Origin of the sequence: Pseudomonas resinovorans NBRC 106553, assembly GCF_000412695.1 — a bacterium.
Classification (GTDB): domain Bacteria; phylum Pseudomonadota; class Gammaproteobacteria; order Pseudomonadales; family Pseudomonadaceae; genus Metapseudomonas; species Metapseudomonas resinovorans_A.
On record NC_021506.1, the window covers coordinates 19288 to 32346 of the forward strand.

Annotated in this window: 15 protein-coding genes and 1 pseudogene; all 16 read left to right on the plus strand. The window is 57.3% G+C overall.

The genetic code is table 11. The annotated features are described in order from the left end of the window. Window positions 1-413: 413 nt before the first annotated feature. The 16 genes and pseudogenes from PCA10_RS31060 to PCA10_RS28330 all read left to right on the plus strand — a co-directional run bounded on the left by PCA10_RS31060 (window position 414) and on the right by PCA10_RS28330 (window position 13050). Window positions 414-1115: a type VI secretion system Vgr family protein gene (locus PCA10_RS31060; RefSeq protein WP_016502308.1), complete on the plus strand. Its 702-nt coding sequence runs from the start codon at window positions 414-416 to the stop codon at window positions 1113-1115. Continuing rightward, window positions 1094-3172, plus strand: a complete 2079-nt coding sequence (locus tag PCA10_RS31065) for a type VI secretion system Vgr family protein (RefSeq protein WP_016502309.1) — start codon at window positions 1094-1096, stop codon at window positions 3170-3172. Before PCA10_RS31060 ends, PCA10_RS31065 begins: the two co-directional genes overlap by 22 nt. After that, window positions 3172-4134 (plus strand): DUF4123 domain-containing protein, encoded by a 963-nt coding sequence (locus tag PCA10_RS28295; protein WP_016502310.1) that lies wholly within the window; start codon window positions 3172-3174, stop codon window positions 4132-4134. Before PCA10_RS31065 ends, PCA10_RS28295 begins: the two co-directional genes overlap by 1 nt. 14 nt (window positions 4135-4148) lie before the next feature. After that, window positions 4149-4640, plus strand: a complete 492-nt coding sequence (locus tag PCA10_RS29910) for a DUF3304 domain-containing protein (protein ID WP_011077874.1) — start codon at window positions 4149-4151, stop codon at window positions 4638-4640. Between the two features lie 25 nt (window positions 4641-4665). After that, window positions 4666-5154 (plus strand): DUF3304 domain-containing protein, encoded by a 489-nt coding sequence (locus PCA10_RS29915; protein ID WP_011077875.1) that lies wholly within the window; start codon window positions 4666-4668, stop codon window positions 5152-5154. Window positions 5155-5179: 25 nt separating this feature from the next. After that, complete coding sequence (locus PCA10_RS29920) at window positions 5180-5692, plus strand: DUF3304 domain-containing protein (RefSeq protein ID WP_011077876.1); 513 nt, start codon at window positions 5180-5182, stop codon at window positions 5690-5692. Further along, window positions 5689-5970: a hypothetical protein gene (locus PCA10_RS29925; RefSeq protein WP_016502311.1), complete on the plus strand. Its 282-nt coding sequence runs from the start codon at window positions 5689-5691 to the stop codon at window positions 5968-5970. Before PCA10_RS29920 ends, PCA10_RS29925 begins: the two co-directional genes overlap by 4 nt. Before the next feature lie 95 nt (window positions 5971-6065). Further along, the gene (locus PCA10_RS28300) at window positions 6066-7046 is read left to right on the plus strand and encodes an IS5-like element ISPre1 family transposase (protein ID WP_011077862.1); all 981 of its coding nucleotides are present in this window, start codon (window positions 6066-6068) and stop codon (window positions 7044-7046) included. Window positions 7047-7431: 385 nt separating this feature from the next. Then, window positions 7432-8103, plus strand: a pseudogene (locus PCA10_RS30830) (Rieske 2Fe-2S domain-containing protein); the annotation flags it as partial. Window positions 8104-8157: 54 nt separating this feature from the next. Beyond that, window positions 8158-9117: a SphA family protein gene (locus tag PCA10_RS30835; protein WP_176452521.1), complete on the plus strand. Its 960-nt coding sequence runs from the start codon at window positions 8158-8160 to the stop codon at window positions 9115-9117. A gap of 64 nt (window positions 9118-9181) precedes the next feature. Next, entirely contained in the window at window positions 9182-10354 is a 1173-nt protein-coding gene (locus PCA10_RS28310; protein WP_019366953.1) for a Rieske 2Fe-2S domain-containing protein, read from the plus strand. Between the two features lie 57 nt (window positions 10355-10411). Next, a complete protein-coding gene (locus PCA10_RS28315; RefSeq protein WP_011077879.1) occupies window positions 10412-10684 on the plus strand; it encodes a subunit of meta-cleavage enzyme in 273 nt (90 codons plus the stop codon). Further along, window positions 10684-11493, plus strand: coding sequence for an AmmeMemoRadiSam system protein B (gene amrB, locus PCA10_RS28320; protein WP_011077880.1), 810 nt, complete (start codon window positions 10684-10686; stop codon window positions 11491-11493). The genes PCA10_RS28315 and amrB overlap by 1 nt, the downstream gene beginning before the upstream one ends. Continuing rightward, the gene (locus PCA10_RS28325) at window positions 11483-12355 is read left to right on the plus strand and encodes an alpha/beta fold hydrolase (protein WP_011077881.1); all 873 of its coding nucleotides are present in this window, start codon (window positions 11483-11485) and stop codon (window positions 12353-12355) included. The genes amrB and PCA10_RS28325 overlap by 11 nt, the downstream gene beginning before the upstream one ends. A 20-nt stretch (window positions 12356-12375) precedes the next feature. Beyond that, complete coding sequence (locus PCA10_RS29930) at window positions 12376-12699, plus strand: non-heme iron oxygenase ferredoxin subunit (protein WP_011077882.1); 324 nt, start codon at window positions 12376-12378, stop codon at window positions 12697-12699. A 33-nt stretch (window positions 12700-12732) separates the two neighbouring features. Then, entirely contained in the window at window positions 12733-13050 is a 318-nt protein-coding gene (locus PCA10_RS28330; protein ID WP_011077883.1) for an SCP2 sterol-binding domain-containing protein, read from the plus strand. Window positions 13051-13059: the final 9 nt, after the last annotated feature.

The following is a 13059-nucleotide window of genomic DNA, read 5'->3' on the forward strand; positions in this document are numbered from 1 at the left end:
GCTCGGCTGCGCAGTGGCCGGAAAGGGTGCCGGGCGCAACACCTAGTGGGGCGGCTGCGTACCCCCGCGCGGGAGAGCCCGCTTGCTACCAGCAGCCTTTACCCAACACCTACGCACGCTGGGTATTTACAGGTCCCTTGCTAACCGCCGAGGCCTGGGCACTTAGGCGGGGAAGTGCTGGCGGTTACAACACCTAACTAACAGGCCGTGTAGGGCGTTTCTCTAATTCATGTAGGCCTCATATTTAAACGCTCCACCCCCCTCAATCCTCCCCCGCAACTAGGCACAATGCCGCCGCGCCCTGCTGCCTGGCGCGCTTCACATCCCAACGCTGTTAGCCTCTTTGGCGGGTTATGGCCGACTGGCTGAACTGCGAATTTCGCAACCTTATGCCTGGTTTGGATGTCACGCCCATGAACCCCACTGCCCCGCTCATCAGCGATCAAACACGCCTGTATTCCTTGCAAACGCCCACGTCCATGGCCCCCCTGCACGTTGAGCGCTGGGCCGGCCGCGAGGCGCTTTCCGAGCTGTACCGCTGGGACGTGCTGGCCCTGAGCGCCGACCATCGCCTACCCCTCGAGGCGATGCTCGGTGCGCCCATTACCTTGCTCACGGCCCTGGCCGATGGCAGCCACAGCCGACGCAGCGGTTTGCTCAGCCGTGTCGCCCGCCTGGGCAGCGACGGCTCCCTGACCCGCTACCACCTGACCCTGGTGCCCTGGCTCTGGGTGTTGAGCCAGAGCTTTCGCTCCCGGGTGTTCCAAGACAGCACCGTGCAGCAGATCGTCAGCCAGGTCTTCGCCGGTTACGAGGCCTACGCCCGTTGGCGTTTCACCCTGGACGCCGACCAGTTACTGAGCCACGTGCGCCCGCGCAGTTACTGCGTGCAGTACCGCGAAACCGATTTCGACTTTGTGCAGCGGCTACTGGCCGAAGAGGGCCTGGGCTATTGCTTTGTCGAGGACCCACAAGCACCGGCCGGCCACTGCCTGGTCATCTTTGGCCAGAGCCCCGGGCTGCCTGAAGACCTCACCTCGGCCAGCGCTACCAGCGCGCCGACGCGGTGGAGGAGCAAGACACCGTGCAGTTCATGGGCCAGCTCCATCGCCTGAGCCACCGGCGCATCACCCTGCTGAGCAGCGACTACAAAACCCGCCAGGCCATCAGCGCCTCGCGCCCCGTCGGCCCCGAGCGCGAGGGCCTGGAAAGCTACGACCCGGTGGGCGATTACGCCTTTGCCACCCTGAGCGAGGCCGAGCATTACGTACGTTTGCACAGCGAGGCCCTGCAGGTCGATAAGTCCTTCTGGCACGGCCGCGCCAACGTGCGCAGTGCCCGCGCCGGAACACGCTTTGAGCTGTTGCACGCGCCTTGGGTCCACACGGCGCACCTGCGCGGGCAGGACCACTTCCTCTTCACCCAGGTGCACAGTTACGGCATCAACAACCTGGAAAGCGGCGCAGCGCTGTTGGATGCCGACCTAACAACCCGCCTGCAACTCGACCACCTCGACCCCCAGGTGCTGGCCGAAGCCCAGCGCAGCGGCTTTGCCCAGCAGTTCAACGCCGTGGGGCACAACCAACCGTGGCGCCCGACCCTGGCCGATGGCACCGGCCAGCGCCTCAACCCGGTGGCCACCGCCCACGGCCCACAAACGGCCATCGTCGTCGGCGCCGACGGGCAAACCACGGCGGGCAGTGGCAGCCCCTTGCACTGCGATGCCATGGGCCGGGTGCGGGTGCGCTTCCATTGGCAGGCCGAAGACGACCGTGGCGCCTGCTGGGTGCGGGTCGGCCAAGCCTTGGCGGGCCAGGGGTTCGGCGCGCAGTTCTTGCCCCGTATCGGCCAGGAAGTGCTGGTGCACTTCATCAACGGCGACATCGACCGGCCGATCATTTTCAAGGCCCTGTACAACGGCCGCGGCGAAGGCGGCGTGGCCCCCACACCGGGCGGCGCCCCCGGGCAAAGCAACCTGGCGGTGTATGCCAAAGCCAACGACCAACGCCCCAGCGCCGAAGCCAACCTCGCCGGGGGCAACAGCCCGGCGTGGCACGGCGGTGGCGGCGGTGAAACACAGCACCGCAACGCGGCGGCGCTGTCGGGCTTCAAGACCCAAGGCTTCGATGGCCAAGGCCATAACCAACTGGTCTTCGACGACAGCGACCAACAAGGCCGCATCCAGATGGCCACCACCCAAGCCCACAGCCAACTCAACCTCGGCCACCTGATCCACCAGGCCGGCAACTACCGGGGCAGTTTTCGCGGGCAGGGGTTTGAACTGCGCACCGACGCCTACGGGGCGGTGCGCGCCGCCAAAGGCTTGCTGCTCAGCACCTACGCCATCGAGCCGCACACCCCGGCAGGCGATGCCAGCGCCGCGCAAGCGCTGCTGCAACAACAACGCGACCTCGCCGCACGCTTCGACCTGGCCGCGCAGATCCACCACACCGTGCCCCTGGCCAGCCACCGCGGCGTACACCAGGCCCAACTCAGCGCGCTGATCGCCGATCAAGCACCGCTCCAGGCCCTGCACACCAGCCTCAGCGCCACCGTCACCGGCGAACGACTCGCCCAGGCCAGCGCCGACGCCTTAAAGCGCGACAGCCACCACCCCATCCCCCACAGCGCCGACCCCTTGCTCACCCTCAGCGCCCGCGACAGCATCGCCAAAATCGCCGGCCAATCACTGCAATGGACCGCCGCGCAAACCCTCACCCTGGGCAGCGGCGCCGACACCCACCTGGCCACCGGCCAAACCCTGCGCCTGCACAGCGGCCAAGCCATCGCCGCCCTGGCCGGCGCGCAACAGGCCGACGGCATCGGCCTGGCCCTGATCGCCAGCGCCGGGGCGGTGGACATCCAGGCGCAACAGAGCGACATCCACCTCAGCGCCCAAGACGACCTGAAGATCATCTCGATCGAGGCAGCGGCACAAATGGCCGCGGGCACCACCCTGCACCTGGCCGTGGAGGGCGGCGCCAGCCTGACCCTGGAAGGCGGCAACATCACCTTCGCCTGCCCGGGCAGCATCAAGGTGCATGCCGGCAAACGCCAGTTCAGCGGCCCCAGCCGTTCCCAGTTTGGCTTGCCCCTGTTTCCACAATCGGTGTGTGTGGCGTGCCTGTTAAAAGCGGCGCGCAACGGCGCCCCCTATGCGCAGTTGCAGTAATGACCCCGGCCTTTGCTTATGACCCCGCGGCGGACGGCGCCGGCAGCGACCTGTTGAACTGGATGCAAGCGCAACCCCAAGCGCCTTATTGGGCGTTGGTGGATGTGGCGTTACTGGGCGCGGCACCCTTCAAGGCTGCGGCGCGCCGCCATCACTGGGCACCCGTCAATGCCCTGGCGAACACGCCCCTGCAAGCGTTCGGTGAGGTGGCCCCGCATCTGATTGCCCTGGGCGACACCCCTCAAGAACGCCAGGCACAAATCGCGCAATTACTGACACTCACCGCAGGCACACCCGCCCTCAGCTTCTTGCGCAGCGCCTACCCCGCACAAGCCCTGCAACTGCTATTCGGGTACTTGGCCAAGGCCCAGGTTCAGGGCCGGGCAAGGGCCGTGCATCTGCGCTTTGCCGACAGCCGTATCCTGCCGGGCCTGCTGCAAACCCTTGCCCCCAGCCAACAACGGCGCGTAGCCGACATCGTTCAGGACTGGCGAGGCTGTGATCGATACGGCCACGTTCAGGGCTGGCTTGCCCTGCACGAGGCAGTACCAGCCGCACAGATAGACACCGCCCCCCACCTGCACCTGTGCCCGGAACAACTGGCTGCGCTGCTGACACAGGCAGAAGCCGACGCGGTGTTTTACCAATTAACGCAGCAGCATCCAGAACTGCTCCCCCAACAACAACGCGCAGCCTTCCATCAGCGCCTCGCTACTTGCCTCTCAACGGCCAGTGAAATGAACCTGTCCACCGAACAAGACCGCTGGCTGTTTGTGCTGCTGAGTTTGAACTACGGCAATGAGTTCTATCGCTGCCCAGCACTTGCCCCAACCTGGGATGTTATTGGCGAACAAGGCGCGAGTTTGCAAGAACAAACACAAGGGTGGAGCGCTGAAACGTTGCAGGCATTGATGGATTTCAAGGCCTCGCCAACTGTGCCTGATGGGCCAAACCCCCTTTAATTGGAGGCCTGCAAATGAGCGGATTTGAATTTGGCGGGTACCGCCGGCTCCGACGGTACAGCGCATTAATAGTGGTCGCCTTACTGGTGGGTTGTAATGGGGAAGAACCGGACAAAGGCCCCGCGTCCGCCAGTATCAGTGGTTACAACCACACCGAAGATTATATTCATCGATTCTTTATTGATGGGTCGTGGGGGGGGAACGTTTTTGCCTATAGCGGAGGGGGCGGTTTCGTATGCTGTATCAACTATCCTCGCGAATGGCGGCCTGGCCTCACAGCCACCGTCCGATGGAGTACTTCAAGTTCCATTCCGGATGGCCCTCCAGGAGTCACCTGGCATGAGCTGGTAGTGCCAATTGAGTATTACGATAAGTTGGGCTCCCGTTTAAATGTGCACTTTTTGCCAGGTCACACAGTCCGGCTGTTGATATGGAACGGCTCCGCCGACTCCAAGGGCTATCGCGGGCCGGCTGCTCCGATCAAACCTGCTGACTGGCCTTACTGACAATAATTACTTAGGAATTAACTCCATGAATGCGTTTCAAATTGGCAGGCAACATCTGCGTCAACTATTAAGTTTACTCGTGCTGGCCGTATTGCTTGTTGGCTGTAAGGCGGAAGAACCGGATAAAGGCCCTGCGACTGCCAGTATCAGTGCCTATAACCACACCGCTGACTATATACATGAATTTTATGTAGATGGAGCGTGGGGGGGTAACTCGCGTGCTTATGGCGGTGGGGGAGGTTTTGTATGTTGCATTAGCTATCCTCGCGAATGGCGCCCTGACTTAACCGCTACTGTTCGGTGGAGTACCTCAAGTTCAATACCAAAAACCTTTTCTGGCGAAACGTGGCATGAATTGGTAGTGCCGATTGAGTACTACGATAAGTTGGGTTCACTGAATGTGCACTTTTTACCAAATCACCAAGTGCGACTACTGATCTGGAACGGTTCAGCCGGTTCCAAAGGTTATCGCGGCCCAGACGCGCCGGAAAAACCTGCTGACTGGCCTTACTGACAATAATCACTTAGGAATTAACTCCATGAATGCGTTTCAAATTGGCAGGCAATACCTGCGTCAACTATTAAGTTTACTCGTGCTAGCGGTATTGCTTGTTGGCTGTAAGGCGGAAGAGCCGGACAAAGGCCCTGCGACTGCCAGTATCAGTGCCTATAACCACACGGCGGACTACATTCATCAGTTTTATATCGACGGCACTTGGGGAGGAAACGCACGTGCTTATGGCGGGGGGGGAGGTTTTGTATGTTGCATTAGCTATCCTCGCGAATGGCGCCCTGACTTAACCGCTACTGTGCGGTGGAGTACTTCAGCTTCAAAGCCCAACCCCTATACGGGAACTACCTGGCACGAAAAAGTAGTGCCGATTGAGTATTACGACAAATTGGGCTCGTTGAATGTACATTTCTTACCCAATAACCAAGTAAGGCTACTGATCTGGAACGGATCGGCCGGCTCCAAGGGGTATAGAGGGCCAGATGCTCCGGAAAAACCTGCTGGCTGGCCAAAGACTCTTTATCTGGAGGATCTGAAATGACTGAATTTCAACCTGGTTGGTACAAGGTCCGACGCAAGCTGGATAACTCCCTGGACTGTCGCTACTTCGATACACCGCATACCTACAGCGCTTATTGCTGGCTAGAGCCCAATGGCAATCAACGGCTGTGGTGGGATGCCCGGCAGCACCCACCGGCCCGTGCCATGGCGTGGCAGCCACGTTTCCAACGGGTTGCCGACCCACTGTCGATTGCCTCCTGGGATGCCTATGCCTGCACCCTGGGCAACTCACAGATGGAGCCGCCGATTCCTATCTAAGCCAGTCGGCTGGTCAGCGTTGGTTATTAAGGAAACTCTGAAGAAGACTTCCAGATTTTGGCAAAATACCCGGATTCCACCCGCTGAGTTTCCCCATGAAGCAGATGACCTTCGCTGACGCCGAGTACGCCGGTAAGCGCAAACAAACCCGCAAAGAGTTGTTCCTGATCGAGATGGATCGGGTGGTGCCGTGGAAGGGTTTGATTGCCTTGATCGAACCGCATTATCCCAAGGGTGAAGGCGGTCGTCCGGCCTATCCGCTGATGGCGATGCTGCGCGTGCACCTGATGCAAAACTGGTTCGGTTACAGCGATCCAGCGATGGAAGAGGCGCTGTACGAGACCACCATCCTGCGCCAGTTCGCGGGGCTGAGCTTGGAGCGTATCCCCGATGAAACCACCATCCTCAACTTCCGTCGTTTGCTGGAGAAGCACGAACTAGCCGCCGGCATCTTGGCTGTCATCAATGGCTATCTGGGCGACCGAGGGCTGTCGCTGCGCCAAGGCACGATCGTCGATGCCACGCTGATCAATGCGCCGAGTTCGACCAAGAACAAGGACGGTAAGCGCGACCCGGAAATGCATCAGACCAAGAAGGGTAACCAGTACTACTTCGGCATGAAGGCGCACATCGGTGTCGATGATGAGTCGGGCTTGGTGCACAGCGTGGTGGGCACGGCGGCCAACGTGGCCGATGTCACCCAGGTCGATAAGCTGCTGCACGGCGATGAGAACATGGTCGGTGCCGACGCGGGTTACACCGGCGTCGAGAAACGCCCTGAACATGAAGGCCGGGAGGTCATCTGGCAGATCGCCGCCCGCCGTAGTACTTACAAGAAGCTTGATAAGCGCAGTGCTTTGTACAAAGCCGCGCGCAAGATTGAGAAGGCCAAGGCTCAGGTACGAGCCAAGGTCGAGCATCCGTTCCGGGTGATCAAGCGCCAGTTCGGTTATGTGAAGGTGCGCTTCCGTGGTCTGGCGAAGAACACGGCGCAACTGGTGACGCTGTTCGCGCTGTCGAACCTGTGGATGGCGCGCCGACATTTACTGGCGAATGCAGGAGAGGTGCGCCTGTAATGTGGGAAATGGCTGCCGCGAGGTGCTCGCGGCGGCTAAAAACACAGAAATAAGCGGGTGATCTGAGCGTTTTTGATCGATTTGCCGCTTTTAAAATCGGCAGGGGCTGAAGTCAGCCAGAAATACACAACTACTTCAGACCATCCCTAGCCTGTTAATTCGAGACTCGTATCCAGTTACTTGGCGTTATCGCCCACGGCCAGGGCCGCGCCGGGCGGCCAATTTTATGGCCTGTGTTCACCGATAAAGCGGATAGACCCAACCCCCCGCAACTTATTTAATGCAGGCACAGCGTATTTATTGAATGCACGAATTAGCCCGATGCAACGAGGTATCGATTAATGAGCAGTGCAAGAAGCGTCGAACAATGGAAAAACTTTATTGGATGCGCGCCGGGCGCCAGCCGATGATTATTACCCGCGACGGCGAGGGCCAGCTCAATGCCCTTATCAACGCCTGCCAGCACCGCGGCACCACCCTGACCCGCGTCGGCAAGGGCAACCAGTCCACCTTCACCTGCCCGTTCCACGCCTGGTGCTACAAAAGCGACGGCCGCCTGGTCAAGGTCAAAGCCCCCGGCGAGTACCCCGAAGGGTTCGACAAGGCCACCCGTGGCCTGAAAAAAGCGCGCATCGAGAGCTACAAGGGCTTTGTGTTCATCAGCCTCGACGTCGACGGCCAGGACAGCCTCCAGGAATTTTTGGGCGACGCCAAAGTGTTCTTCGACATGATGGTCGCCCAATCACCCACCGGTGAGCTGGAGGTGCTGCCGGGCAAATCGGCCTACACCTACGACGGCAACTGGAAGCTGCAAAACGAAAACGGCCTGGACGGTTATCACGTCAGCACCGTGCACTACAACTACGTGGCCACCGTGCAGCACCGCCAGCAGGTCAACAGCGAAAAAGGCCTGACCAGCGCCGACACCCTGGACTACAGCAAGCTCGGCGCCGGCGACAAGGAAACCGACGACGGCTGGTTCGCTTTCCACAACGGCCACAGCGTGCTGTTCAGCGACATGCCCAACCCCAGCGTGCGCCCCGGCTACGCCACCATCGGCCGCGCGGAGGAGACAATCGAAATGACTAAAATCACAAGTACTTTTGCATCTATGCAGACGTCAGGCGTTAAGGCAGTACACGTTGCTTTGCTAGGAACCCTTGTAGCGTGCTTTACAACCAACGTTGCTGCCAGTGACTTGCCCACTGTAAACCTGGGTTCGACGAGTTTTCTCGACGGTGCGCCACCATCGGGTCCGGGTCTGTATTTCACTCAATATCTACAGCGCTACAGCAGCCATCGGCTCCTAGATCAAGCTGGCAATAGAGTGCCGCTTCCAAGAACGGATCTACGATTAGACGTATCAATAACGCAGTTTGTATACTTGACAAATCAAGACATTCTGGGCGGGAAGCTAGCTTTCGATTTTCTTCTCCCTTGGGTGGTCGACAAGCGCATTGACGACGGACTGAACAATGCAGTGCTTAACGCTGACCGTGGTGTTGGCGACCTTACATTCGGCCCGGCTATTCAGTGGGCGCCGGTGATGGGTCCTAGGGGGCCTCGGTATGCCCATCGTGTCGAATTCCAGTTCCTTCTGCCAACGGGTAGCTATGACAGACTCAAGGCGATCAATCCCGGCTCCAACTTCTGGTCTTTCAATCCTTACTGGGCAGGTACTGTGTGGATGAATCCCAACTGGACCACATCCTGGCGCCTTCACTATCTCTGGAATGGAAAAAACACCGATCCTGGCCCATCATATGGTCCTGGCGCTACCTCGGTGCAGGCAGGACAGGCAGTGCACGCAAACTTCACGACAGAATATGCGCTCACGCCTCAGTTCCGTCTGGGAATTAACGGTTATTGGTTGAATCAAATTACCGACACCAAGATTAATGGTCGAGATGTTTCCGGTCGTCGTGAGAAGGTCTGGGCAATCGGCCCAGGAGCAGTTTTCAGCCTTTCTCCTCACGACCATTTGTTCCTGAATGCATATTTCGAACAAGACGCTGAGAATAGGCCGGAAGGAAAAAGAATGCAGTTACGCTGGGTTCATCACTTTAAGTAAATGGTGAACCTAGACGCCTATGGGCCAAGATCCCAAGGCACGAGTTTATGCAGGCAGCGATTCAATGAAAAAGGAGATGGACGTGGCGAACGTTGATGAGGCAATTTTAAAAAGAGTAAAAGGCTGGGCGCCCTACGTGGATGCGAAGCTAGGCTTTCGCAATCATTGGTACCCGGTGATGTTTTCGAAAGAGATCGACGAGGGCGAGCCGAAGACACTAAAACTGCTCGGTGAGAACTTGCTCGTCAATCGTATCGATGGGAAGCTGTATTGCCTCAAGGACCGCTGCCTGCATCGCGGCGTCCAGTTGTCGGTCAAAGTCGAGTGCAAAACGAAGTCGACGATCACATGCTGGTACCACGCGTGGACCTATCGCTGGGAAGACGGCGTTCTGTGCGACATCTTGACGAATCCGACAAGCGCACAGATCGGTCGACAAAAGCTGAAAACTTACCCAGTGCAGGAAGCCAAGGGCTGCGTCTTCATTTATCTTGGCGATGGCGACCCTCCTCCCTTGGCCCGCGATACGCCACCCAATTTCCTTGACGATGACATGGAAATCCTCGGGAAGAACCAAATCATCAAGTCTAACTGGCGCCTCGCTGTGGAAAACGGTTTCGATCCGAGCCACATTTATATTCACAAAGACTCAATTCTGGTCAAGGACAACGATCTTGCCTTGCCACTAGGTTTCGCGCCAGGAGGGGATCGAAAGCAACAAACTCGTGTGGTTGACGATGACGTCGTCGGACGCAAGGGTGTTTACGATCTTATTGGCGAACATGGGGTCCCAGTGTTTGAGGGAACTATCGGGGGCGAAGTGGTCCGCGAAGGTGCCTACGGCGAAAAAATTGTAGCGAACGATATCTCCATTTGGCTCCCGGGTGTTCTCAAGGTCAATCCGTTCCCCAATCCGGACATGATGCAGTTCGAGTGGTACGTGCCGATTGACGAAAACACACACTATTACTTCCAAACTCTTGGCAAACCATGTGCCAATGACGAGGAACGGAAGAATTACGAACAAGAGTTCGAAAGCAAGTGGAAACCGATGGCGCTCGAAGGATTCAACAACGATGACATCTGGGCTCGCGAAGCTATGGTGGATTTCTACGCCGATGATAAAGGCTGGGTCAACGAGATTTTGTTCGAGGTGGACGAGGCTATCGTGGCATGGCGCAAGCTGGCGAGCGAACACAATCAGGGTATTCAGACCCAAGCGCACGTTTCGGGCTGAAAGAATTTGTCGGTAGTCGTGCCACTCACCAATGGCACGAACAACGAGGAGAACGCAATGGCTCGATATGAAGTCGATCGCCTAATTCAGGACATGTCGAAAAAAGAAGGGCTCATTGGGCGCGTGATCGACACACCATCGGATGTCTTTGAGGAGTACGGTTTAACGCCTCCTGAACGCACTGCGCTGCTCGAGGGTACTCCGCAAGCACTAGCTTCGATTGGTGTGCATCCGATTCTGCAGATGCACTACTTGATGTACAAAAATCCTGAAATGGCTACTCACGTTTCTATTAAGGATTATTCCGATATGTTGAAAGGAGGCGCTTGATGGGGAAGATTGTTGCGGCCGGTGGTACCTCGCATATTCTCATGTCTCCAAAAGGATGTGAGGAGAGCGCTGCTCGCGTGGTGAACGGCATTGCTGAACTCGGACGGCGCTTGAAGGAAGCACGTCCTGATGTGCTCGTCATTATCACAAGCGATCACATGTTCAATATCAACTTGTCCATGCAACCGCGTTTCGTGGTGGGCATTGCTGACAGTTATACGCCGATGGGTGACATGGACATTCCGCGTGATCTGGTGCCGGGAAGCCGCGAAGTTGGGCGCGCGATTGCGCTACAGGCTGATGAGGACGGCTTTGACTTATGTCAAGCCGAGGAGTACAGCCTTGATCACGGCATCATGATACCAATCCTGTTCATGGGCATGAAAGAAATTCCTGTAGTGCCTGTGATTGTGAACATCAATACTGATCCCATCCCCTCAGCACGCCGATGCGTGGCCCTTGCTGAAAGCATCCGTCAAGCGATCGAGAAACGTACGCCAGATGGATGCCGCGTTGCGGTAGTTGGCGCAGGCGGTCTATCGCACTGGCTGTGCGTTCCTCGACATGGAGAGGTAAGCGAGAAATTCGACCATATGGTGATGGACGAGCTTGTCCGCGGCAACGCCGAAAAGCTTGTCGCCATGGGGAACGAAGCCATCATCGACCAGGGCGGCAATGCGGGCGTAGAAATACTGACGTGGATCATGGCTGCGGTAGCGTCAGAGGCATCGTCAGGCGAAAAAGTATTTTATGAAGCAATGACACAGTGGTTTACCGGAATCGGAGGAATGGAATTTCATGTTAAATAAAGCTGAACAAATCTCGGAAAAGTCCGAAAGTGCGTATGTCGAACGCTTTGTTAATGCGGGCGGTGTTGAAACCCGCTATCTCGAAGCCGGCAAAGGGCAGCCCGTCATCTTGATCCATGGAGGGGGTGCGGGAGCGGAGAGCGAAGGTAATTGGAGAAACGTCATCCCCATTCTTGCTCGTCACTATCGTGTGATTGCTATGGACATGCTTGGCTTTGGTAAGACCGCAAAGCCTGACATCGAATATACGCAGGACCGCCGCATTCGTCACTTGCACGATTTTATTAAAGCGATGAACTTCGACGGCAAGGTCTCGATTGTGGGAAATTCGATGGGTGGCGCAACCGGCCTCGGTGTGTCTGTTCTTCACTCTGAACTCGTCAATGCACTGGTGCTCATGGGAAGCGCAGGCCTCGTAGTAGAAATCCACGAAGATCTGCGCCCCATCATCAACTACGATTTCACACGTGAGGGTATGGTCCATTTGGTCAAGGCACTTACCAACGATGGATTCAAGATCGACGATGCGATGATCAACTCGCGCTATACCTACGCGACCGATGAAGCTACGCGCAAAGCCTACGTAGCGACAATGCAGTGGATTCGCGAACAGGGCGGACTTTTCTACGATCCCGAGTTCATTCGGAAAGTTCCGGTGCCGACCCTTGTGGTGCACGGGAAAGATGACAAGGTAGTTCCAGTTGAAACTGCATACAAGTTTCTTGATCTCATCGATGACAGCTGGGGCTACATCATCCCTCACTGCGGCCACTGGGCGATGATCGAACATCCAGAGGACTTTGCGAACGCAACTCTGTCGTTCCTTTCTCGTCGTGCAGACATTACCCGTGCTGCCGCATAAGGAACTAGAAGGAAATTTGCATGAACCAAATTTGGTTGAAAGTATGTGCTGCATCTGACATGCAACCTGGCACGATACGTCGCGTCAACCGCGTAGGTGCTGCACCTCTCGCAGTCTATCGTGTTGGCGATCAGTTCTACGCCACTGAAGATACGTGCACGCATGGTATTGCTTCGCTTTCGGAAGGGACACTCGATGGTGACGTGATTGAATGTCCCTTTCACGGCGGCGCCTTCAATGTTTGTACCGGCATGCCGGCATCAAGTCCATGTACAGTGCCGCTAGGAGTGTTCGAGGTAGAAGTCAAAGAGGGCGAAGTTTATGTCGCCGGAGAAAAGAAGTAGATTCATCCACAGAGGACTAGGAGGAGACACGCTATGGCAGACCTGTCGGTAATTACCGAACGAGTAACAAAAGCAGTTGGAGAGAACTCTGGGCTGGATGCCGTGGTCAAGTTCGATTTTGAGCCGGAGGGAGTCATTCATATTGACGGAATGAGTATTCCCAACCGGGTGAGTAACGAGGATTTGCCCTCGGACATCACTATTAAGATCAAGCTCGAGAACTTCGAAAAGATCCTAAACCAGGATCTTGGTCCAAAAATGGCGTTGGCAACGGGAAGGATGAGGCTGCGTGGCGATATCCGCATCGCAACGCGCCTGGATAAGGTCTTTGGACTTGCTCCGAGCATGTAACAAGCGGGT